The following is a 23618-nucleotide window of genomic DNA, read 5'->3' on the forward strand; positions in this document are numbered from 1 at the left end:
GACGCGCAAACGCGCAGCGTTAAAGCAATCAGCACTGAAGCAGTCAGCCGGGAACCAACCAGCATGGACGAGACGGAACGTATCGCCTTCATACAGCAGTTTGGGCGCACTTATCGAACGTTCATGCAGGCGTTCGAGTCGCAGGTCGGCCATCCAATGCCGCGTTGGCGCATCCTGCTCGCGCTGCACGATCACGCGGGCGAGTTGTCGCAAAAGCGTCTGGTCGAGAGGCTGCGCGTGGACCCGGGCGCGCTTACGCGGCAGTTGAAGACGCTGGAGGCGCTGGGCTGGATCGCGCGCAGTGTCGACCAGCGTGACAACCGGGTATCGAATGTCATCCTGACCGATACCGGCCGCGCCGTGACCGAAGCCGGCATGCCGCGCCGCAATGCCTTTCTTCACGAGACACTGTCGACGCTTCCCGACGACGCCGTCACGGCACTCTCCGGCGCGTTACGCGCGCTCGAGCAGCGCATCCAGGAAGTTGCCGCCGGAACCGCTGAATTGAACGGCCCAGGCGCGCTGGGCAGCGCCGTTTCCGAAGACGCCTAGAACGACGTCTCGATCACTTCCTTCACGCGATATTTTGTATCGACGACCAGAATCTGGCGCCATTTGTCGAACGTGAGGCAGGGGTGCGAGATGTCGAACGCAATCATGTCGCCGACCTTGATGTCGTCGCCCGGCTTGATCCGCAGGTACGCGTGCTGATCCATCATGCCGAAGATCTCCCAGCCTTCATCCGTCTTGATGTCGCGCGGCCATTGCGTACCGGGACGGAAGTGGCGAGCGGGTTCGGGCATGCCGGCGTCGAAGGCGGCGTCGCGTTTTCCGAGGCCAATGATCACGCGATCCGGCTCCGGAATCGACTGCACATAGGCCCACAATTGCAGCGCCGGTTTCAACCCTTCGCCCATTTTCTTCGCAATCGGGTTGCGCGCGAAAATCTCGTTCTGCGCTTTCTTGTACACACCCACGTCATGCGTCAGATAACAGCCCGGACGCAGGATAACCTCGATTGCATCGCTATTCGCTTTCGCGAATTCATCGGCGACGACGTCGTACCACGCCGATCCCGCGCCCGACAGAATCGCCGGCTTGCGTTCGATCTTCCCATCGGCGACCAGCGCGCGCGTCACGTCGACCGCGTTCTGTAGAAAAGCCCGTACCTTCGATTCGTCCTGCAGCACGCCCTCGTACAACTCGACGCCAGTCAGCTTCACGGCGTCGGGCCAGCGTGCAACGGCGGCCAAAACCGCATCGCGCTGCGCGTCGTCTCGAATGCCCGTTCGGCCGCCCGCCACACCTAGTTCCAGCAGCACGTTCACCTGCTTGTTCACATCGCTGAAAAACGCGCCGAGCTGATCGACGTTATCGGCGGAATCGACGAGACAATGGAACTCAAAATTGGGATCGGTGAGCAATTCCGCGATCATGCCCATGTTGCGTTTGCCGACCAGCTGGTTCGCCATCAGCACGCGCTGCACACCGCCGCGATACGCCGCGCGCACCTGATGCGCGGTGGCAAGTGTGATGCCCCAAGCGCCAGCATCAAGCTGGCGGCGAAACAGTTGCGGCGCCATGGTCGTCTTGCCGTGCGGTGCGAGTTTTACGCCGTATTCGGCCACGAAAGCTTGCATCCACTTCAGGTTGTGCTCGATCCGGTCCGCGTATAGCACGGCGGCCGGCAGGCTCACGTCCTCGTCCAGCAGATTCCAGTCAAGGCGCGCGGCATCCACCAGATGCACGCTGACGCCCGGCACCATGCCCAGACCCTTGCCAAAAGGGTCGATTGTCGCGCTTTGATAGTTTGTAACTTTCATGTGCTGCTACTCCATCGTTCGTTTGTATAGAGTTCGGGGCTTGATTTTCTGCGTTCGATTCAATATCGAGATTGACTCGACAATGGTACAGAAAGTACGATGCCCGAGACATTGTTATTTAGTACCAAGCGCACCGAAAGGGTTTTCATGAACGTGTCGTCCGAACCGCCAGTCTTCGATATCGTCGCCCGGATTGCCGAGCGCGCGCCCGAACTGCGTTCGGCGGAACGGAAGGTCGCGGCGCTCATTCTCGACGATTTGACCGGTGCATCGCGCGCCAGCATTGGTGCACTCGCAAAAAAAGCCGAGGTCAGCATTGCGACCGTGACGCGTTTCGCGAAGGCGGTCGGATGCCATGACGTGCGCGAGCTTAAATTGCGGCTGGCTCAGGCGGCGGCTGTCGGCCAGCGGTTCTTGCGCGGCGGTTCATATGATGAAACCGACGCCGACGATCCTGCCGATTCACTCGCCGCCCGTATTTTCGACGATATCCAGACCACGCTCGCTCACAATCGTGGCGCGTTGCGTGCGGCGCCTATTGCCGCTGCCGCCGACGCGCTTGCTGATGCGCAGATGATCTACGTCTTTGGCATGGGCGGAGGCTCGACCGCTTTAGCCGATGAAATGCGTTTTCGCTTGGTTCGGCTGGGCCGGCCGGTCGCGTCGTATCAGGATGGTTTGCTGCAGCGGATGGTCGCCGCAACGCTCTCGCGTGAACACGTGGTGGTGGCGTTGTCGGTGACGGGGCAGACGCCGGAAATGGTCGAAAGCTGCAGGATCGCGCGCGAATATGGCGCGCGTGTCATTGCGCTGACGGCGCCCGCGTCGCCGCTCGCGCAACTGGCCGACTGGCTGATTCCGATCATCGCGAAAGAAACTGATTTTATCTACAAGCCTTCGACATCCCGCTACGCCATGTTGATGGCGCTCGACCTGCTCGTCACTGAACTTGCCGTGAAGCAGGGCGATACGAGCCGCGAGCTTTTGCGGCGCATGAAACACGCGCTGGACGCTTATCGTGGTGGCGGCGTCGACGAACGTCAGCCTTTGGGCGATTGACCGGGTTTCCAGGCAAACGCGCGAATATTGAGGAGATAGAGCATGGCATCGGATGGAGAACACGTCGATACGCTGATCAAAGGCGCGCGGATGATCGACGGAACGGGTGCGCCGGCAGTCCAGCGCGATGTGGCGGTGAAGGATGGCCGGATTGTCGCGATCGGCGAGCTGACGGGCTGGACGGCCGATAGCGTCGTAGAGGCGGAGGGCCGGGTGCTGGCGCCGGGTTTTATCGATGTCCATACGCACGACGATACCCACGTCATTCGATCGCCGCAGATGCTGCCGAAGATATCGCAGGGGGTGACGACGGTGATCGTCGGCAATTGCGGTATCAGCGCGTCGCCGGTGACGTTGAAGGGTGATCCGCCCGATCCAATGAACCTGCTCGGCGCGTTCGATGACTTTCAGTATCCGACCTTTGCGGCTTATATCGATGCGGTGAATCAGGCGCGACCGGCCGTGAATGTGGGCGCGTTGATCGGGCATACGGCGCTGCGCAACAACCATATGGATCGGCTGGATCGCGGGGCATCGGCTGAGGAAATCGATGGCATGCGTGCTCAGTTGGAAGAAGCGTTGTCGCATGGGGCGCTTGGTTTGAGCAGCGGTCTTGCTTATAGCTCGGCGTTCAATGCACCGCCGGAAGAAGTGATGGCGCTGGCCGAGCCTTTGGCTAACGCCGGCGCGCTGTACACCACGCACATGCGCACCGAATTCGACGCGATCCTCGACGCAATGGACGAGGCGTATCAGGTCGGCAAGCACGCGCGCATTCCCGTCGTGATCTCGCATTTGAAATGCGCTGGGCCATCGAACTGGGGGCGCAGCATTGAAGTATTGCAGTCGCTTGACACCAAGCGCGAGGGTCAGCCGGTGGGATGCGATTGCTATCCGTACAACAGGAGTTCATCGACGCTCGATTTGAAGCAGGTGACGGGCGATATCGAGATCACGATCACGTGGTCGGAGCCGCATCCGGAGATGGCGGGCAAGTTGATTTCGCGAATCGCCGCCGAGTGGGGCGTGACGCAGCCGGAGGCGGGCAAGCGCTTGCAGCCGGCGGGGGCGGTTTATCACAACATGTCGGAAGACGATGTGCGGCGGATCCTGTCGCATCCCGCGACCATGGTCGGCTCCGATGGCTTGCCGAATGATCCGCTGCCGCATCCGCGTTTATGGGGCGCGTTTCCGCGGGTGTTGGGCCATTACGCACGGGATACGTCGCTGATCGCGCTCGAAGAAGCGGTGCGGAAGATGACGGGGTTATCGGCGCGGCGATTTGGTTTGAGCGAGCGCGGTCTGGTGCAGGTGGGATATCACGCGGACCTGGTGCTCTTCGATGCCGACAAGGTCCGTGATACCGCAACGTTCGCCGAGCCTCGGCAGGCGGCTGATGGCATTGATGCGGTTTGGGTGAACGGGGTGCTTTCTTATCTCGATGGCGCGGTGACGGGACTGAGAGCGGGACATTTTGTGGCGCGTGGCGAGGGTTCCAGACTCGATGCGCTTGGGCACTTTTGATTAACGTTGAGGATGTGCAATGAAACGATATGGCGTGGAAGGTGGTAAAGGACAAGGCGGCGCGGTAATGCCGTTTTCGCGTGCGGTTGAAGCGGATGGGTGGCTGTTTGTTTCAGGCCAGACGCCGATGGAAAATGGCGAAGTGATTGAAGGCGGGATTGTTGCCCAATCGCACAAGGCTATTCAGAATGTCTTCGCGATTTTGAAAGAAGCCGGATATGGTGCGGAGCACGTCGTGCGGTGCGGCGTTTGGCTTGACGATCCCCGGGATTTTGCGTCGTTTAACAAGGTATTCAAAGAGTACTTCGGGGAACATCCGCCGGCACGTGCTTGCGTGGTTTCTTCGATGGTGATCGATTGCAAGGTCGAAGTGGATTGCGTGGCTTATAAGAAAGCTGGCGCCTGACGGCTGGTTTGTTCGCGCCGGTCAATGCCAGCCCCGGCGCGAATGCTCTTACTGCCGAGCCAGCCGCGCGTTATCCGGCAGCGGCAGATTAAAGTTGGTCCGGAACGGATTGATATCCAAACCGCCGCGTCGCGTATAGCGCGCATAAACGGCTAGCCGTTCCGGTTTGCATTCACGCATCACATCCAGAAATATCTGTTCAACGCATTGCTCATGAAACCCGGTATGTTCGCGATAAGAAATGATATATCGCAGCAATCCCGCGTGATCGATCGGCACGCCTACATAACGAATCTGCACGCTGCCCCAATCCGGCTGCCCGGTCACCGGACAATTCGATTTGAGCAAATTCGAAAACAGCGTCTCATCAACCGGCGATTCGCCAAAAGACGCGCGCAGTAACGAAGGATCGGGTGCATAAACATCGGCATCCAGATCCAGCCGATCCAGCGACAAACCCTCAAACTCCTCCATCTTGAGTTTCACGCCAAACTCATACGGCGCCACAAGCTGTACGGAAACATTCGCACCGCACACGGTGGAAACATCCTTGCGGATCGCCGCACGAACCTCGTCGATAGAATCAAAAGCCGTCTGCGAAAAAGATCCCAAATACAGTTTGAATGACTTCGACTCCACAATATTGGGCGAATCCGCCGGCACGATGAACGTCGCCACCGCGATCTGCGGTTTGCCCTTGCGGTTGAGCCAGGACAGTTCGTATGCGTTCCAGATATCGGTGCCGAAGAACGGCAGCGGACCCGTGAGCCCGAGCGCGTCGCGCCCCGACTTGCGGCCGATGGGAAAAAGCAGCGCCGGATCGTACCGTTCAGAGTAGTGGACCGGCTTGCCAAGGGGAGAGTGTTCGGGCGTATTCACGATGGGTTCGATATGCCACTTGGGACGTGCCCCGTCGCTGTCACGACACGGGCCGACTCGCAATGGCCAATTTGGTCGTCGAAGAAAAAGTCGGGTTCGAACTTGCCCAGGAACGGGCCTTTGTCCAATCCACCGAGGAACATCGCTTCGTCGATTTCGATGTTCCAGGCCATCAACGTCCGGATGGCGCGCTCGTGCGCGGGCGCCGATCGCGCCGTGACAAGCGCCGTGCGAATCCGCATCCGGGATGTGGCATGGCTAAGTTTTTGCAGCTTGTGAAGCGCTTCGAGCAACGGTTTCAACGGTCCGTTTGCCAACGCCAGATCTTTCTTGCCGACTTCGTGCTCCACAAACGCGGGCAAACCTTGCGCCTGGAACACTTGTTCGGCTTCGTCGGAGAAAAGCACGGCATCGCCGTCGAAAGCAATCCGAATTTCATCAGGATACCGGCTCGCGGCAAGCGGCGCTCGCGGCACGACCGTCGCGGCCGGAAAGCCGGCGGCGAGGGCATCGCGGACATCGGCGGAATTGGCCGACAGGAATAACGATGCGCGAAACGGCTCCAGATACCGGAACGGTGACCGGCCGCGCGTAAAGACCCCGCGTTCGATCGCCAGTCCATGCTCCTTGCACGAACTGAACGCGCGCAAACCGCTGATGGGATCGCTGCGCGACAGGATCACCACCTCCACGCGCCGCTCGCCGGCCACGTTCAGCGCAAGCAACTTCTCGATCAGCGACAAGGCGATGCCGGGTTTAGCCGGAACGTGAAGCCGCGAGCGTTGCAGCGCCTCGTATTCACGCAGGTCGCCCGCTTCGTAGACTTCGTTTTCTTCTTCGAAGTCGAACAGCGCCCGCGACGAAATCGCGACCACCAGCTTGTCGTCCAGCGTGAAGGCCATGCGGGCGTCAGGCGAGGAACAGCTTGTAGACGGGGTTCGCGCCTTCGTCCCACCACTGATAACCCAAGGTCGCAAGGAATTGCCCGAACGCCGCGTTATCCGTTGCCGGCACCTGGACGCCAACGAGAATCGAACTCGTATCCGCGCCCTGGTTCCGATAGTGGAACAGACTGATATTCCAGTTCGGCGCCATCGACGAAAGGAATTTCATCAGCGCGCCCGGGCGCTCGGGGAATTCGAAACGCAGTAGCCGTTCGTCTTGCGCGAGCGGCGAATGGCCACCCACCATGTAGCGGATATGTTGCTTCGAGAGCTCGTCGTGGCTGAGATCGACCGTAGCAAATCCGTGTTCGATAAACGCGTTCGCCATCTGCACCGCTTCGCCGCGCGTCTTGATCTGCACGCCGACGAAGATATGGGCGGCGTGGGCATCCGCAATCCGGTAGTTGAACTCCGTCACGCTGCGTGTGCCGACCAGTTCGCAGAACCGCTTGAAGCTGCCGCGTTCTTCCGGAATGGTCACCGCGAACACCGCTTCGCGCGCTTCGCCGACTTCAGCGCGTTCGGCCACAAAGCGCATCCGGTCGAAGTTCATGTTCGCGCCGGACGTGACGGCGACCAGCGTCTGCGCTTCCAGCCCATCGCGCTCTGCATACAGCTTGGCACCCGCAACCGCCAGCGCACCCGACGGTTCCAGCACGCTGCGCGTGTCCTGGAAGACGTCCTTGATCGCGGCGCAGAGGGCGTCGGTGTCGACGGTAATGACTTCGTCGAGCAACTCGCGGCACAGCCGGAAGGTTTCCTCGCCGACGAGTTTTACCGCTGTGCCATCGGCGAACAGCCCGACTTCGGCCAGCGTGACGCGCTCGCCTGCCGCGATGGATTGCTTCATCGCGCACGAGTCGACGGCTTGCACGCCAATGACGCGGATCTCCGGGCGCACTGCCTTGACGTACGCCGCGACGCCCGCCGCGAGGCCGCCGCCGCCGATGGGCACGAAGATGGCGTAGATCGGCCCTTGGTGCTGGCGCAGGATTTCCATCGCGACGGTGCCTTGGCCGGCGATGACGTCGGGGTCATCGAAAGGATGAACGAAGGTCAGGCCCCGCGCTTCCTGCAACTTGACGGCGTGGCCGTACGCGTCGCTATAGGATTCGCCATGCTGGACGATTTCCACGGTCGGGCCGCCGAACGCGCGCATGGCGTCGATCTTGACCTGGGGCGTAGTGACCGGCACGACGATGACGGCTTTACAGCCGAGCCGCGTGGCTGAATAGGCGACGCCTTGAGCATGATTTCCCGCCGATGCCGTAATCACGCCGCGTGCCAGCACGTCGGCGGAAAGCTGCACCATCTTGTTGTACGCGCCGCGAATCTTGAACGAGAAAACCGGCTGGTTGTCTTCGCGCTTCAGGTAGACCGAGTTGTGCAGCCGAGCGGACAAATTACGGGCGGGTTCGAGCTCGCTTTCGCGGGCGACGTCGTAGACGCGCGCGGTCAGGACTTTCTTGAGGTAATCGGGGTGTGCCATTCCGGAGCCGTTCGCGCGCGGCTGTGCGCGCCATTTTTGAGAGCGAAAACATCAATAATAGCTCAGGGGATCGCCGACGCTGCGGTTCGGGTCGCTTTGGTGCGCAATCGGGCCCAGCCCGACTGTGTCAATTAAAGAACTCCGCCTGCATGAAATGCCGCCAACAAGTATCAAAAATTGTCTCGATTGAGCCTGCCCCGCGTACCGCGTTCTATTCTGCATACGAATAGACGAACAACTGTCGTTCCGTTCCTCAGGGACTTTGCGTCTCCAGCCCGGTTTGCATCGCAAATTTGAATGACCCGATGCATCGAGACGGGGATGGCATGCGGTAGGCCGCAGTCATGTTTGCCGTATGTGTTTGTCTGGCCTCGATTGTTCACGGTGGGGTGTATATGCATTCGGATTGGCTGTCAGACAAGCCTGAAAAGCACGGGCTCGACGCTCGTATTCTGGCCGACGTACTTGAGGAGGGGGCGCAAGAGCCCGGCCTTCGCAGCCTGCTGGTGGTTCGCAACGGCTTGCTGGTCGGAGAGCGTTACTACGGTGGCGCGTCAGCGGCCGACCTTCAACCCCTCAATTCAATTACCAAGAGCGTGAGCTCCGTGTTGGTTGGGCAGGCGCTGCAACGTGGCGTTATCCGGGGGGGAGTATCGGCGACGGTCCGCGAACTATTGCCGGAGGCGGTTGCCATGGCGCCTGATTCGCCCGCAGCCAATGTGACTGTCGCACAGATCCTCTCGGGCAGAGCGGGACTGAGCTACGACTGGCAAGTGCAGTATGACGAGCTCATAAGCGCGCCCGATCTGGTCTCCATGGCCCTCGCGCTCCCCGCTGATCCCATCACTCCGCGGGCTTGGACCTACAACGATCCCCTTATAGGCCTGATTTCGCCGATCCTGTTGAGGGTGGAGGGGGCCGACCTTGCGGACATCGCTGCTCGCGACCTTTTCACGCCACTCGGCATCGAGCGCTATGAATGGACTCGCGACAACGCGGGCCGGTCGCTAAGCTATGCCGGCTTGGCACTGCGTCCGCGCGACCTGATGAAGGTGATATGGACCATGGCCGAAAAGGGTAAATGGCGAGGCCGTGGGGTGATCCCGGAGGAGTGGGTTGGCGACAGCACGAGATCCCGTGGTGCGGCGAGCTGGCGCGTAAAGCCTGTCACTGATATTGGCTACGGTTATTTGTGGTTCACCGGCTTTCTTCACGGCCATGCTGTTGTTTGGGGATGGGGCTATGGCGGCCAGTTCGCGCTGTGGGTGCCGATCCTGCGGCTGGCGGTAGCGAGCGCAGCTGTGTCACCGCCGGCAGAACAATTGGCCGCCCAGACTGACGCCATCATGGCGCTTATCGCCCGTCTGGTGCAGGCTGCAAGGTAAATTGGCGGGTGCGCAGCATCCTTGATGCAATGCAGGCACCTTGGCGTCCGGAGAGTTCGCCCGAAAGCAGCAACCAACAAATTTCCGCAACAATCTAGCCGACCCTTCGGGCCATGGGCAACACCCGCATTGCTCTGCGACATCGACCCGGTTCAAGCCGATCATTGGCGCCCCGAGAAACGTGAGCGCGCGCGAATGGCCAAGAATTTGTCCAAAATTGCCATGCACAAAGCCCTTCAACCCGCTAGGCAGCGCGAACGACGCATATTGCGATAGGTTAGAATTCCGTTTTCGATACAGGATCGGAAGATGCAACGGCAGTCCCGGACCGGCTTTTTGACGCATGTTCCCCGCGACGCTCTACGCGAGTGCTGCGCGCTCTGCTGCGCTATCCACGCGGCTTCGGAACGGCATGCGCGTCATCAGCGATCGTGCCGCTGATTCCGGACCCTCCGAAGGTTTTGCATCGTTCGCCACCCCCTGCCGGCGAGCACCTTCACAAAAAAGTATCACTCGAAAATCTGCGCTTCACAGCGCTTTGCCGGCTATCGCGCTGCTCGTGACCTTATCGTCAGCACAAGCGCCGGCTCACCGAACTGTCGAATATGAACGCACCCCAAGCCTTCGATCCGAACGGCGCCGCGCATGCCGTGGCCCTGGATACCGAGCCGCGCCTGCGCGAAATTCCCTATAACTACACATCGTTTTCCGATCGCGAAATCGTCATTCGCCTGCTGGGCGAGGAAGCCTGGGCGGCGCTGGCCATTCTGCGCAGCGAACGCCGCACGGGCCGCTCGGCACGCATGCTGTACGAAGTGCTCGGCGATATCTGGGTCGTGCGTCGCAACCCGTATCTGCAGGACGACCTGCTCGACAACCCGAAACGCCGCGCGTTGCTGATCGAAGCGTTGAATCACCGCCTGGGAGATATCGAAAAGCGTCGTAAAGCGGATCTGTCGCAACATCAGGACGACGCCGGCCGCGACCGCGCGGCGCGTGTGGAAATACTGATCAGCGCCGCGTGCCGGGCGGTTGAAGATTTCAAGAAAGAGTTCGAGCAGACCTACGACCTGCGCAAGAAAGCGTCGAAGGTCTTCAGTAAGGTCACCGAGAAAGACAACATCAAGTTCGACGGCCTGTCGCGCGTTTCCCACGTAACGGACGCAACCGACTGGCGCGTCGAATACCCGTTCGTCGTGCTGACGCCGGACACCGAGGCGGAAATCGCAGGCTTGATCAAGGCGTGCTTTGAACTAGGACTCACGGTGATTCCGCGCGGGGGCGGTACGGGCTACACCGGCGGCGCGATTCCTTTGACGCCGTTCGCGGCCGTCATTAACACCGAAAAACTCGAGCAACTCGGACCCGTTGAAATGACGGATCTGCCGGGTGTCGACCACAAAGTCGCGACAATCTTTTCGGGTGCGGGCGTGGTCACGCGTCGTGTGACCGAAGCCGCGGAACACGCCGGTTTCGTGTTCGCCGTCGATCCGACGTCGCTGGATGCATCGTGCGTGGGCGGCAATGTCGCGATGAACGCCGGCGGTAAAAAGGCCGTGCTGTGGGGCACGGCGCTCGACAATCTCGCCTGGTGGCGCATGGTCGATCCGCAGGGCAACTGGCTCGAAGTCACGCGCCTGGATCACAACTGCGGCAAGATTCACGACATTCCCGTGGCGCGTTTCCGGCTCGACTGGTTCGACGGAACGCGCGCGCCGGGTGAGAAATTGCTGCGCACCGAATCGCTCGATATTGCCGGCAGCAAGTTCCGCAAGGAAGGGCTCGGCAAGGACGTGACGGATAAATTCCTGTCGGGTCTGCCGGGCGTGCAGAAGGAAGGTTGCGACGGCCTGATTACATCGGCGCGCTGGATCCTGCACAAAATGCCCGCGCATACGCGCACCGTCTGCCTCGAATTCTTCGGCCAGGCGCGCGACGCGATTCCGAGCATCGTGGAAATCAAGGATTATTTGTTCGAGACGTCGAAGCAGGGGGGCGCGATTCTCGCCGGTCTCGAACATCTCGACGAACGCTATCTGCGCGCTGTCGGCTACGCGACCAAGAGCAAGCGCAACGCGTTTCCGAAGATGGTGCTGATTGGCGATATCGTGGGTAACGATCCCGATGCAGTCGCCCAAGCCACGTCCGAAGTCGTGCGCATGGCGAACGGCAAGAGCGGCGAAGGGTTTGTCGCGGTGAATGCCGAAGCGCGCAAGCGTTTCTGGCTCGATCGCTCGCGCACGGCGGCCATCGCGAAGCATACGAACGCGTTCAAGATCAACGAAGACGTCGTGATCCCGCTGAACCGCATGGGCGAGTACACCGACGGGATCGAGCGGATCAACATCGAGTTGTCGATCAAGAACAAGCTGCAACTCGTCGATGCCCTCGAAACGTTCTTCAAGACGGGCAAGCTGCCGCTCGGAAAGAGCGACGACGCAAACGAAATTCCAAGCGCCGAGTTGCTCGAAGACCGCGTACAGCAAGCGCTCGATCTGCTTCAGCGAGTGCGCGAACGCTGGACGTTCGTGGGCGAGAAGCTGGATCTGCCGTTGCGCGAAGCGCAGCACTATATGGTTCAGCTCGGCTACGAAGGGCTGGCTGAGAAGATGGCCGATCGCGTGGATTCCCAGCCGGGCGTACGCGTATTCGATGTCGCTCAAGACCGTACCATTCGCGTTTCCTGGAAGCAGGAAATCCGCGCCGAACTGCGTCATATCTTCAATGGCGGCGAGTTCAAGCCCATTCTCGAAGAAGCGCAGAACATCCATAAGAAGGTTCTGCGTGGCCGCGTATTTGTCGCGCTCCACATGCACGCCGGGGACGGCAACGTCCACACCAACATCCCGGTCAACTCCGACAACTACGAGATGCTGCAGGACGCGCACGTCGCGGTCGCACGGATCATGAAGCTGGCGCGGGATCTGGATGGTGTGATTTCGGGCGAACATGGCATCGGCATCACGAAGCTCGAATTCCTGACTGAAGACGAAATCGCGGAGTTCCGCGAGTACAAGCAACGCGTTGACCCGGAAGGCCGTTTCAACGCGGGCAAGCTGTTGGCAGGCGCCGATCTGCGTAACGCCTACACGCCGAGCTTCGGCCTGATGGGCTATGAATCGCTGATCATGCAGCAGTCGGACATTGGCGCGATCGCTGATTCGATCAAGGATTGCCTGCGTTGCGGCAAGTGCAAGCCCGTCTGCGCGACTCACGTGCCGCGCGCCAACCTGCTGTATAGCCCGCGCAACAAGATCCTCGCGACATCGCTGCTGGTTGAGGCGTTCTTGTATGAAGAGCAGACCCGCCGCGGGGTATCGATAAAACACTGGGACGAATTCAACGACGTCGCCGATCACTGCACCGTCTGTCATAAATGCGTGACGCCGTGCCCGGTGAAGATCGATTTCGGCGACGTGACCATGAACATGCGCAACCTGCTGCGCAAGATGGGTAAGAAGAAGTTCAACGCGGGCAACGCCGCCGGCATGTTCTTCCTCAACGCCACGAACCCGCAGACCATCAACCTGGCGCGCACGGCGATGATGGGCGTGGGTTACAAGGCGCAGCGGCTGGGCAATGAAGTGCTGAAGAAGTTTGCGAAGAAGCAGACGGCGAAACCACCGGCAACGGTCGGCAAGCCGCCGGTGACGCAGCAAGTCATCCACTTCATGAACAAGAAGATGCCGGGCAACCTGCCGAAGAAGACGGCGCGGGCATTGCTTGATATCGAGGACAACAAGATTGTTCCGATCATCCGCAATCCGAAGACAACGACCTCGGACACGGAAGCGGTGTTCTACTTCCCGGGCTGCGGCTCTGAGCGTTTGTTCTCGCAAGTCGGTCTCGCCACGCAGGCGATGCTGTGGGAAGCGGGCGTGCAGACCGTGTTGCCGCCGGGTTACCTGTGCTGCGGTTATCCGCAACGTGGTGCTGGTCAATTCGATAAAGCCGAGAAGATCGTCACCGATAACCGCGTGTTGTTCCACCGCGTGGCCAATACGCTGAACTATCTGGATATCAAGACGGTGGTGGTGTCGTGCGGGACTTGCTACGACCAACTGGCCGGGTATGAATTCGAGAAGATTTTCCCGGGCTGCAGGATTATCGACATCCACGAATTCCTGCTGGAAAAGAACATCAAGCTGGAAGGCGTGACCGGTACGCGCTACATGTATCACGACCCCTGCCACTCGCCGATCAAGACGATGGACCCGATCAAGCTCGTGAATGAAATCATGGGTTCGGCGCACGACGGTTACAAGATCGAGAAGAATGATCGATGCTGCGGTGAATCGGGCACGCTCGCCGTCACGCGGCCGGACATTTCCACGCAAGTGCGTTTCCGCAAGGAAGAGGAAATCCGCAAGGGCGCGGCCAGGCTGCGCGACATTCCGCTCGTGGGCGAGACGGGTGCGAACGGCATCAATCTGGCGAACGCGTCTGCGGGAACGGCGGGTGCTGCACCGGGATCGGTGCTAAAAGCAGGCGATGGAACCCAATCCACCGGGACCGACGTCAAGATCCTCACGAGCTGCCCGTCGTGCCTGCAAGGTTTGTCGCGGTATAACGAGGATGCGAACATCGAAGCGGACTATATCGTCGTGGAAATTGCTCGCAAGGTGCTCGGCCCGAGCTGGATGGAAGACTACGTGGCGCGCGCTAACGATGGCGGTATCGAGCGCGTGCTGGTGTAATAGTGGAACCGGGGCTTGTTTCGCTAGAGGAAAATGATGGACTGTGTCTTTTGCCGTGAAGACGGCGGCGAGGTCTTGTGGTCGGACGACGCAGTGCGCGTCGTCCTTGCCGATGAGCCCGAGTGGCCGGGCTTTTGCCGCGTGATCTGGCATGCGCATGTGGCTGAGATGTCCGATCTCGACAACGCCGCGCGCCTCAGGGTGATGACTGCGGTGAACGGCGTGGAGCGCGCGATCCGTCGTGTGCTCGCGCCTGCGAAGGTCAATCTTGCAAGCCTCGGCAATCAGGTTCCTCACGTCCACTGGCACGTCATTCCGCGCCATTCCAACGATTCCCGTTTCCCGCTGCCCGTCTGGGCGCCGCGCCAGCGGACCGTTTCTCAGGCGTTGTTGTCGAATCGCCGGGCGCAGGCCACCTTGCTGCGCGAAGCAGTACGCGCCGAGATGACGCTGGCGTTCGGCTGAGCCTCTGACCCAGGCCGCCCCGGCTAACCGACCACCCGATTCATTAAAGGCTCACCATGAGCGGACTGACCAAACAAACGCCGATTCCGACGGGCATTGTCGTGCATTCGAAAACGCGCGCCCTCGAGTTGCAATATGCGAATGATCAGACGTATAGAATCCCGTTCGAGTTATTGCGCGTATATTCGCCGTCGGCGGAGGTGCAGGGCCACGGTCCCGGGCAGGAAACGCTGCAAACGGGCAAGCGCGACGTGCTGATCAGCGCGATTGAGCCGGTCGGCCACTATGCACTGCAACTTAATTTCTCCGATGGCCACAACACCGGTCTGTATTCCTGGGACATCCTGCATGACCTCGCGGTCCGCCAGGATGAACTCTGGGCAGACTATCTCGCCAAACTGGAAGCGGCGGGCATCGACCGCGATACCCCAATGACGCCAAAAGCGTCCGGCGGCCACCGCCATTGACCGATTTTTACCTTGCCGCGGCGATTTGTCGCGGCAACCGGCCAAGTCCGAATTCGGGCGAGGCCTACAACACGAACAAGATGAGGACGAACGCGATGAGCAAGACCCACTTCGGTTTTGAAACGGTCGACGAACAGGAAAAAGCGAAGAAGGTGGCGGGCGTTTTCGATTCGGTCGCGAGCAATTACGACTTGATGAACGACCTGATGTCGGGGGGGCTGCATCGCGCGTGGAAGTTCTTCGCGATCGGGCAAGCGAAGGTTCGTCCAGGCTACAAAGTGCTCGATCTGGCAGGCGGGACGGGCGATCTGGCGAAAGCGTTCGCGAAACAGGCCGGCGAAAAGGGCGAAGTTTGGCACACGGATATCAATGAATCGATGCTGCGCGTCGGGCGTGATCGCCTGATCGACCGCGGCGTGATCACCCCTACCCTGATCTGTGACGCTGAGAAGATCCCGTTCCCGGATAATTATTTCGATATCATTACAGTTGCCTTTGGACTTCGTAATATGACGCACAAAGATGGTGCGTTAGCCGAAATGTATCGGGTGTTGAAGCCGGGCGGTCGACTCTTGGTCCTGGAGTTCTCGAAGGTGTGGGAGCCATTGAAGAAGGCGTACGATCTCTACAGTTTCAAGTTTTTACCGTGGCTTGGCGACAAGTTTGCAAAGGACGCGGACAGCTATCGCTACCTCGCGGAGTCGATCCGGATGCATCCGGACCAGGAAACCTTAAAAATAATGATGGAACGCGCGGGATTGGATCGAGTCGAATATTACAATTTGTCAGGTGGCGTGGTAGCGTTGCACGTCGGGACAAAATTTTAATGTTCCACTTTTATAAGGATTCGAAATGTCCGATTCGCGCTTACCCCAAACTCGGGGTTTCCTGAAGTCGTTATTCAGGAAAGCCGGGGTTGTTGCGCTGGCTGGCGTAATCATGGCCGGTGCTTTGATCGCTGAAGACGCAGAGGCACGCCGCATGGGTGGCGGCCGCAGCCTCGGCCGTCAATCAACGAGCGCAGCTCAGCAGAACCAAGCTACGCCGCCCTCGCAGTCCATGCAGTCGAGTCAGGCGGCCAACGCCCAGCGTGCAGCGCCGGCAGCGGCGCCCGCTGCCGCTGCCGCGCAGCCTGCGCGTAATCGCTGGATGGGGCCGCTCGCCGGTCTCGCGGCAGGTCTTGGCATAGCAGCGCTGCTTTCGCACTTTGGTCTTGGCGGCGCGTTCGCGGGCGCAATGGCAAACATGATCATGATCGCGTTGATCGCGCTGGCCGCCGTGATGGTGTTCCGCTTCATCATGAACCGTAGAAAGAACGCAAATACACCGGCGTACGCAGCCGCCGGTGCGGGTTCGCCGTTCGGCGGATCGGCGCGTACCGGGTTTAACTCGCAGGAGCCAAGCTATGTGCCGCCTTCGGCGCCGGGCGGTTATGGTCCGTCCGCCGCTACGCTGAGCAGCGCGAACACAGTGGGCGCCGTGGATGGCGCGCCGCAAGTCGAGGTGCCCGCAGGCTTCGACAGCGAAGCGTTCGTGCGTAACGCGAAGGTTTATTTCGTGCGCTTGCAGGACGCATGGGATCGAGGCAATTCCAACGATATCCGCGAATTCACCACGCCGGAAATGTTCGCAGAAGTGAAGCTCGACATTGATTCACGCGGTACGCAGCCGAACCGCACCGACGTCGTCCAACTCAACGCGGACATCCTCGGCGTTGAGGAGCGCGGCACGGAAAGCCTTGCCAGCGTGCGTTTCCACGGTCTGATTCGTGAAACGGAAGGCGCTGCTGCCGAGCCGTTCATTGAGATCTGGAACTTGTCGAAACAGAAGTACGGCAACGAAGGCTGGTTGCTGGCCGGGATTCAGCAGGTCAGTTAACCGGTCGGATGACGGGCTGAAAAAGCCGGTTGTCCGGGTGTTGGAGCGTAGGCTTTATGGCTAACGTGACGTTGACGGCGCCGGGGGCCAAACGACAACGCCAGTTGCAAAGGTAGAATAGAAACCCGCGCGAGAGACCGCTTGCGCGGGTTTTTTCATCTCAGAGCCGATGACGCACGCAGACGAATTCGCCCCCCCCGCCGCACCTTCTGCCACTCAGGCCGCAGCCAGAACCGCATCGAAAGCATTCGCGGCGGCTGTGAACCACGTGCTCGCGCGCGAATCCTGGGCCCGCGAGCGTCTAACGCCCTACGCCGGCAAGACCGCGCGGCTGGCGCTCTCGCCGTTTTCACTGTTGCTGATGGTCCAGCCGGACGGGCTGATTGCTGCCGTCGACGAGACCGAGGCGGGTACGTTTGACGTTACCCTCTGCGTTCCCGCCGAAGCCGTCCCGGCGTTCCTGCAGGGCGGGCAGGCGGGTGTGATGAAACACGTCCGCATAGAAGGCGACGCGGAGTTCGCGACCACGATCGCGAAGCTGGCCGAACATCTGCGCTGGGAGCCCGAAGAAGATCTGGCCCGCGTGATTGGCGACGGCCCCGCTCACCGCATTGGCTCGACCGTACGCAAGGCGGGTGAACAAGCGCGCCGCTCGGGACGGAATCTGCTTGAATCGGTAACCGAATACCTGCTCGACGAACAACCTCAACTCGTGCGCCGCAGCGCCCTCGACACGTTCAATGCCGAACTGTCGGTAGCCCGGGACGCGCTCGCGCGCGTCGAAAAACGCATCGAGCGACTCGAACAAAAAGCCGAAGCCCGAGGCGCGTCAGCGTCCGGCGCCGCGTCAGCGCGCGGCACGAGCAAGTAATGGGCTGAACCATGCGTCTTCTGCGTTTCCTCAAGATTTTTTTCACCGTGGTGCGATTCGGGCTCGACGAACTGGTGATGAGCGGTATTCAGGACCGGCGTGTCCGCCTGCTCATGCGCATCACCACGTTCGGCCGCAAGTTCGAGGTCGCGCGCGGCGTGCGGCTGCGTCTTGCGCTCGAAAGTCTCGGGCCAATCTTCGTCAAGTTCGGGCAGGTGCTGTCAACGCGCCGCGATTTGCTCCCTGTCGACATAGCGAACGAACTCGCCAAGCTTCAGGATCAAGTGCCGCCATTCGATTCGGATGTGGCTATCGCGATTGTGGAGAAGTCGCTGGGCTCACCCATTGACGTATTGTTCGACGACTTCGAGCGTGTGCCTGTGGCGAGCGCATCGATTGCGCAGGTCCACTTCGCCAAGATCAAGGCCGGCGTGCATGTGGGCAAGGCAGTGGCGGTGAAAGTGTTGCGGCCGAACATGCTGCCCGTCATCGACTCGGATCTGGCGTTGCTGCGAGACATTGCTTACTGGACCGAGCGGCTATGGGCGGACGGCAAGCGGCTGAAGCCACGCGAGGTGGTCGCCGAGTTCGATAAATATCTCCACGACGAACTTGACCTGATGCGCGAGGCTGCAAACGGCAGCCAGTTGCGGCGCAATTTCGCGGGCCTTGATTTGCTGATGGTGCCCGAGATGTATTGGGACTATTCAGCGCCCAGCGTGCTGGTGATGGAGCGCATGGTCGGCGTGCCGATCAGCCAGGTGGAAGTGCTGCGAGCGGCCGGCGTGGATATTCCGAAGCTGGCGCAGGAAGGCGTCGAGATATTCTTTACGCAGGTATTTCGCGACGGCTTCTTCCACGCTGACATGCATCCCGGCAACATCCAGGTAAGTCTCGCAGAAGAGACGTTTGGGCGGTATATCGCGCTGGACTTCGGGATTGTCGGCGCGTTGTCCGATTTCGATAAAAACTATCTGGCGCAGAATTTCCTGGCGTTCTTCAAGCGCGACTACCACCGTGTGGCCACGCTGCATCTGGAGTCAGGCTGGGTGCCGCCGAGCACGCGCGTCGAAGAGCTGGAAAGCGCTATCCGCGCCGTTTGCGAACCGTACTTCGACCGGGCGTTGAAGGATATTTCGCTGGGCCAGGTGCTGATGCGGCTCTTTTCCACTTCGCGCCGCTTCAATGTCGAGATTCAGCCACAACTCGTGCTGCTGCAGAAAACGATGCTGAACGTGGAGGGGCTCGGCCGATCGCTCGATCCCGAACTCGATCTGTGGAAGACCGCCAAGCCGTATCTCGAACGCTGGATGAACGAGCAGGTCGGTTGGCGCGGCTGGTACGAAAGGCTGAAACTCGAAGCGCCGCAGTGGAGCAAGACGCTGCCGCAGTTGCCGCGCCTGATCCATCAGGTGCTGGCTGACCGGCACGATCAGCCGGGCGGCGGCAACGACGAGCTCATGCGCATGATCCTGATCGAGCAGAAACGCACGAATCGTTTGTTGCAAGCCTTGCTGATCTTTGGGCTCGCGGTGGGCGCGGGCGCCGTGCTTGTCCAGTTCTGGCAGGTATTTGCATACGGAGGTTGAGGGCACCATGATCGACATTCGCAAACCCGTTGTGCCTACTGTGCCTCCCAGCTTCGACACGCGCGACCCGAATTCCCCCGATTTCTGGAGCGAGCGCTTCGACCAGCGCTTTACGCCTTGGGATCAGGCCGGCGTGCCTGAAGCGTTCAAGGCATTTGCCCTCGAACATCGGAATGCGTTGGCGAACGTCCTGATCCCCGGCTGCGGCAGTGCGTACGAAGCGTTGTGGCTTGCGCGCGAAAACTGGCCAGTCAGGGCTATCGATTTCTCTCCAAGCGCCGTTGCGGCGGCGCGTGAGCACCTGGGCGAACACGCCGGCGTGGTGGAACAAGCCGACTTCTTTGCGTACAAGCCGCCGTTTGAAACAAACTGGATTTATGAGCGCGCGTTCCTGTGCGCCTTGCCGCGAGACCGCTGGCAGGACTACGCCGTGCGCATGGCCGAACTGCTGCGGCCCGGTGCGCTGCTGGCGGGTTTCTATTTCCTCGGCGAGACGCCCAAGGGGCCGCCTTTCGGTATTGAGCGGGGCGCGCTCGATGCCTTGCTGACGCCGTATTTCGAGCTCGAGGAAGAGCATGAAGTAACGGGATCCATCGACGTCTTCGCGGGACGCGAGCGCTGGCTTACCTGGCGCCGGCGTGCGCCGGAAGCTAACCCTGTTGCCTGAATCTGTCGTATCCCGGGCGTTGCATGCCGAGGCTGAAGCGTCGTTGATATGCCGTTGAGATTCCCCGTATCTGCATCAATCGGCCCGCGCTTGCATATGCTGCGTTTCGACAAAAGAAACCTGCGCAAACCTGGCGCGTCCCCTTGAAACCTGGGCCTGGGAGCCCAAAATTAAGGGTTGGCCGATGGTTTGAGGCTATAATTCAAGGCTTTGCAAGCGCCGAAACGTTAATCGTAGGAAGAGTGACATGCCGATCTACGCGTACCGCTGCGAGTCCTGCGGCTTCGAAAAAGACGCGCTCCAGAAAATGAGCGATGCGCCGCTTACCCACTGTCCGCAGTGCGGGAAAGATACATTTGCCAAGCAGGTTACGGCCGCGGGCTTTCAATTGAAGGGTTCCGGCTGGTACGTGACCGATTTCCGCGGTGGCAACAACGGCGCCGCTGCCGCCAAGAAGGAAGAGAGCGGCAAGAGGGATGAGGGCGCCAAAGCCGAAACGAAAAGTGAAGGCGCATCGGATTCGAGTAATTCGAGTAAAGAGTCGAGCAAGGATTTGGGCAATCAGTCGTCGAAGACAGATTCGTCCACCGCAAGTGCGCCTGCAGCAGATAGCTCGAAGTCAAGTAGCACGACGTCGGCTGCGGCGTCATCGAGCAAACCGGCGTCGCCTGCATCGAAGTGACGCTTGGCGCTTGTGGCTTGCGCGAAGCGCGGAGCCTGCAACGCAATCTTGCCCGACCCGTGCTTCCAGCGCGCTCAGTTGCACGACCTGCTCGATCTGTCCGATCGCACGCAAGAAGATGACCGCCCGAAACCATGAATGTGCGCCGGGCGGCGAACCAGCCAAACCGTTGAAGCCCAGGCGGGGCGGCCTTCCGGCTGTGTAAATGACGACCAAAAAGACTACGTTGAAATCCGTGTTCGCGACCGGCCTGCTGGTGCTGGTTCCGCTCGCCATCACGCTGTGGGTGATCGGGCTCGTGATCGGGACCATGGACCAGACGCTCCTGCTGCTGCCGGAATCCTGGCAGCCCGAGCGGCTGTTCGGTTTTCATCTGCCTGGCCTCGGCGCCGTGCTGACGCTTGCCTTCATTTTCGTCGTGGGCTTGCTCACGCAGAACTTCGTCGGCCAGAAACTGGTCGAGTGGTGGAATGTGATCGTGCGTCACATTCCCGTGGTTGGACCGCTGTATACCAGCGTTAAACAAGTGTCGGACACGTTGCTCTCCAGCAGCGGCAACGCGTTTCGCAAGGCACTGCTGATCCGTTACCCGCATTCGGGGTCCTACACCATCGGTTTCCTGACGGGCATTCCCGGCGGCGACGTAGTCAATCACCTGACTGAAGAACATGTGAGCGTCTACGTGCCGACCACGCCGAATCCCACCTCGGGATTCTTCCTGATGGTGCCGAGAAGCGAAGTCATCGAGCTCGACATGTCTGTCGATGCTGCGTTGAAGTACATCGTATCTATGGGAGTAGTCGCGCCGTCCATGCCGCAAGCGCAGGCCGCGCCGCGTCGTCCCGTCGATCCGCCGCTGTAATGCCGGTGCGCTGCGAATAACGCTTGAGGGCTTGTGCGCGCGCACCGTTGATCAATGAATAACGAAAGACACAACATCATGTCGATGAGATCTGAATACTGCGGTCTGGTGACCGAAGCCCTGCTGGGCCAAAGCGTTTCGCTGTGCGGCTGGGTACATCGCCGGCGCGACCATGGCGGCGTTATTTTTATCGATTTGCGCGACCGCGAGGGCCTCGTGCAGGTTGTCTGCGATCCGGATCGCGCTGAAATGTTCAAGGTGGCCGAAGGCGTGCGCGGCGAGTTTTGCGTGCAGGTGAAAGGCGTCGTGCGCGCTCGTCCGGAAGGCACGGCGAACGCTGGGCTGACGAGTGGCAAGATCGAAGTGCTGTGCCATGAGCTGAATGTGCTGAACCCGTCGGTGACGCCGCCGTTCCAGCTAGACGACGACAATCTCTCCGAAACCACGCGCCTTACGCATCGCGTGCTCGACCTGCGCCGTCCGCAAATGCAGCAGAACCTGCGTTTGCGTTATCGGGTTGCTATTGAAGTGCGCAAATATTTGGACGCGCAGGGTTTTATCGATATTGAAACGCCGATGCTCACGAAGAGCACGCCGGAAGGTGCGCGCGATTACCTGGTGCCGTCGCGTACGAACCCGGGTCAGTTCTTTGCGCTGCCGCAGTCGCCGCAATTGTTCAAGCAATTGCTGATGGTGGCGAACTTCGACCGCTACTATCAGATCGTGAAATGTTTCCGTGATGAAGACCTGCGCGCGGATCGTCAGCCGGAATTCACGCAGATCGACTGTGAAACGTCGTTTTTGACGGAACAGGAAATCCGCGATCTGTTCGAGGCGATGATCCGTCACGTTTTCAAGGAAACGATCAACGTCTCGCTCGACGAGAAATTCCCGGTCATGCTGTATTCGGAAGCCATGCGCCGTTTCGGTTCGGACAAGCCGGACTTGCGTGTGAAGCTGGAATTCACGGACCTGACGGACGCCGTTCGCGACGTCGATTTCAAGGTCTTCAGCACGCCGGCCAATTCAAAGGATGGCCGCGTGGCAGCGATCCGCGTGCCGCGTGGCGGCGAGATGACGCGCAGCGAGATCGACGGCTATACGGAATTCGTGCGTATCTACGGCGCGAAGGGCCTGGCCTGGATCAAGGTGAATGACATCGCGAAGGGTCGCGACGGCCTGCAAAGCCCGATCGTGAAGAACCTGCACGACGCGTCGATCACCGCGATCATCGAGCGGACTGGCGCGCAGAACGGCGACATCATTTTCTTCGCGGCGGATCGTTCGAAAGTCGTGAACGACAGCCTGGGCGCGTTGCGTCTGAAGATCGGCCATTCGGAATTCGGCCGTGCGAACGGCTTGTTCGAAAAGGGCTGGAAGCCGCTGTGGGTAACCGACTTCCCCATGTTCGAATTCGATGAGGAAGACAACCGTTACGTGGCCGCGCATCACCCGTTCACGAGCCCGAAGGACGAGCATCTGGAATATCTGGAAACGGACCCGGGCCGTTGCCTTGCAAAGGCATACGACATGGTGCTGAACGGCTGGGAAATCGGCGGCGGATCGGTGCGGATTTATCAGGAAGAAGTACAGAGCAAGGTATTCCGCGCGCTCAAGATCAGCGCGGAAGAGGCGCGTATCAAGTTCGGCTTCCTGCTCGACGCGCTTCAGTACGGCGCGCCGCCGCATGGTGGTATTGCGTTCGGGCTGGACCGGATTGTCACGATGATGGCAGGCGCCGATTCCATCCGCGACGTGATCGCGTTCCCGAAGACGCAGCGTGCGACCGATCTGTTGACGCAGGCACCGAGCGAAGTGGACGAAAAGCAGTTGAAGGAACTGCATATTCGTTTGCGTGCGCCCGAGCCGAAGCCGCAGTAAGCGTAACGAGCAACAACGTGAGACACGAAAAAGGCGCCGCAAGGCGCCTT

20 protein-coding genes are annotated in these 23618 nt (G+C 60.2%); 16 read left to right on the plus strand and 4 right to left on the minus strand.

Annotation, left to right across the window (positions count from 1 at the left end):
- Positions 1–63 precede the first annotated feature (63 nt).
- The gene (locus BSU04_RS00560; RefSeq protein WP_089158841.1) at positions 64–552 is read left to right on the plus strand and encodes a MarR family winged helix-turn-helix transcriptional regulator; all 489 of its coding nucleotides are present in this window, start codon (positions 64–66) and stop codon (positions 550–552) included.
- On the opposite strand, the gene BSU04_RS00565 is transcribed toward BSU04_RS00560, so the two are convergent.
- Complete coding sequence (locus BSU04_RS00565) at positions 549–1823, minus strand: amino acid deaminase (protein WP_089158773.1); 1275 nt, start codon at positions 1821–1823, stop codon at positions 549–551. The genes BSU04_RS00560 and BSU04_RS00565 overlap by 4 nt on opposite strands.
- A gap of 147 nt (positions 1824–1970) precedes the next feature.
- On the opposite strand from BSU04_RS00565, the gene BSU04_RS00570 reads away from it, so the two are divergent.
- The 3 genes from BSU04_RS00570 to BSU04_RS00580 are packed head-to-tail and all read left to right on the plus strand — an operon-like array spanning position 1971 to position 4812.
- A complete protein-coding gene (locus tag BSU04_RS00570; RefSeq protein WP_089158774.1) occupies positions 1971–2882 on the plus strand; it encodes a MurR/RpiR family transcriptional regulator in 912 nt (303 codons plus the stop codon).
- 42 nt (positions 2883–2924) lie between these two features.
- Entirely contained in the window at positions 2925–4406 is a 1482-nt protein-coding gene (locus BSU04_RS00575; protein WP_089158775.1) for an N-acyl-D-amino-acid deacylase family protein, read from the plus strand.
- Positions 4407–4425: 19 nt separating this feature from the next.
- Positions 4426–4812, plus strand: coding sequence for a RidA family protein (locus tag BSU04_RS00580; protein WP_047895630.1), 387 nt, complete (start codon positions 4426–4428; stop codon positions 4810–4812).
- Positions 4813–4860: 48 nt separating this feature from the next.
- On the opposite strand, the gene queF is transcribed toward BSU04_RS00580, so the two are convergent.
- Genes queF through ilvA form a run of 3 tightly spaced genes read right to left on the minus strand, consistent with a single transcriptional unit; the run spans position 4861 to position 8124 of the window.
- Positions 4861–5691 carry an NADPH-dependent 7-cyano-7-deazaguanine reductase QueF gene (queF, locus tag BSU04_RS00585; RefSeq protein ID WP_089158776.1) on the minus strand — a complete coding sequence of 277 codons (831 nt, stop codon included), beginning with the start codon at positions 5689–5691 and terminating at the stop codon, positions 4861–4863.
- Entirely contained in the window at positions 5688–6593 is a 906-nt protein-coding gene (locus BSU04_RS00590) for a 5'-nucleotidase (RefSeq protein WP_089158777.1), read from the minus strand. The genes queF and BSU04_RS00590 overlap by 4 nt, the downstream gene beginning before the upstream one ends.
- Positions 6594–6600: 7 nt before the next feature.
- The gene (gene ilvA, locus BSU04_RS00595) at positions 6601–8124 is read right to left on the minus strand and encodes a threonine ammonia-lyase, biosynthetic (protein WP_089158778.1); all 1524 of its coding nucleotides are present in this window, start codon (positions 8122–8124) and stop codon (positions 6601–6603) included.
- A 395-nt stretch (positions 8125–8519) separates the two neighbouring features.
- Between ilvA and BSU04_RS00600 the strand changes: the two genes are divergently transcribed.
- From BSU04_RS00600 to aspS, 12 genes are all read left to right on the plus strand, one after another.
- Positions 8520–9509 (plus strand): serine hydrolase domain-containing protein, encoded by a 990-nt coding sequence (locus tag BSU04_RS00600; protein ID WP_179258153.1) that lies wholly within the window; start codon positions 8520–8522, stop codon positions 9507–9509.
- Between the two features lie 605 nt (positions 9510–10114).
- A complete protein-coding gene (locus BSU04_RS00605) occupies positions 10115–14206 on the plus strand; it encodes a DUF3683 domain-containing protein (RefSeq protein ID WP_089158780.1) in 4092 nt (1363 codons plus the stop codon).
- Positions 14207–14242: 36 nt separating this feature from the next.
- Positions 14243–14671, plus strand: coding sequence for an HIT family protein (locus BSU04_RS00610; RefSeq protein WP_089158781.1), 429 nt, complete (start codon positions 14243–14245; stop codon positions 14669–14671).
- A 56-nt stretch (positions 14672–14727) separates the two neighbouring features.
- A complete protein-coding gene (locus BSU04_RS00615) occupies positions 14728–15138 on the plus strand; it encodes a gamma-butyrobetaine hydroxylase-like domain-containing protein (protein WP_089158782.1) in 411 nt (136 codons plus the stop codon).
- 95 nt (positions 15139–15233) lie between these two features.
- The gene (gene ubiE, locus BSU04_RS00620) at positions 15234–15965 is read left to right on the plus strand and encodes a bifunctional demethylmenaquinone methyltransferase/2-methoxy-6-polyprenyl-1,4-benzoquinol methylase UbiE (RefSeq protein ID WP_089158842.1); all 732 of its coding nucleotides are present in this window, start codon (positions 15234–15236) and stop codon (positions 15963–15965) included.
- 25 nt (positions 15966–15990) lie between these two features.
- Positions 15991–17016, plus strand: coding sequence for a Tim44 domain-containing protein (locus tag BSU04_RS00625; protein WP_089158783.1), 1026 nt, complete (start codon positions 15991–15993; stop codon positions 17014–17016).
- Positions 17017–17185: 169 nt separating this feature from the next.
- A complete protein-coding gene (locus BSU04_RS00630) occupies positions 17186–17887 on the plus strand; it encodes a ubiquinone biosynthesis accessory factor UbiJ (RefSeq protein WP_089158784.1) in 702 nt (233 codons plus the stop codon).
- 11 nt (positions 17888–17898) lie between these two features.
- Positions 17899–19476, plus strand: a complete 1578-nt coding sequence (gene ubiB / locus BSU04_RS00635) for a ubiquinone biosynthesis regulatory protein kinase UbiB (protein WP_089158785.1) — start codon at positions 17899–17901, stop codon at positions 19474–19476.
- A gap of 7 nt (positions 19477–19483) precedes the next feature.
- Positions 19484–20143 carry a methyltransferase domain-containing protein gene (locus tag BSU04_RS00640; protein ID WP_089158786.1) on the plus strand — a complete coding sequence of 220 codons (660 nt, stop codon included), beginning with the start codon at positions 19484–19486 and terminating at the stop codon, positions 20141–20143.
- Between the two features lie 247 nt (positions 20144–20390).
- Positions 20391–20825 (plus strand): FmdB family zinc ribbon protein, encoded by a 435-nt coding sequence (locus tag BSU04_RS00645; RefSeq protein WP_089158787.1) that lies wholly within the window; start codon positions 20391–20393, stop codon positions 20823–20825.
- A gap of 205 nt (positions 20826–21030) precedes the next feature.
- Positions 21031–21687: a DUF502 domain-containing protein gene (locus BSU04_RS00650; RefSeq protein ID WP_089158788.1), complete on the plus strand. Its 657-nt coding sequence runs from the start codon at positions 21031–21033 to the stop codon at positions 21685–21687.
- A 78-nt stretch (positions 21688–21765) separates the two neighbouring features.
- Complete coding sequence (gene aspS / locus BSU04_RS00655; RefSeq protein WP_089158843.1) at positions 21766–23568, plus strand: aspartate--tRNA ligase; 1803 nt, start codon at positions 21766–21768, stop codon at positions 23566–23568.
- The last annotated feature ends 50 nt before the right edge of the window (positions 23569–23618 follow it).

The sequence above is a fragment of the Caballeronia sordidicola genome (assembly GCF_002220365.1).
GTDB lineage: Bacteria > Pseudomonadota > Gammaproteobacteria > Burkholderiales > Burkholderiaceae > Caballeronia > Caballeronia sordidicola_C.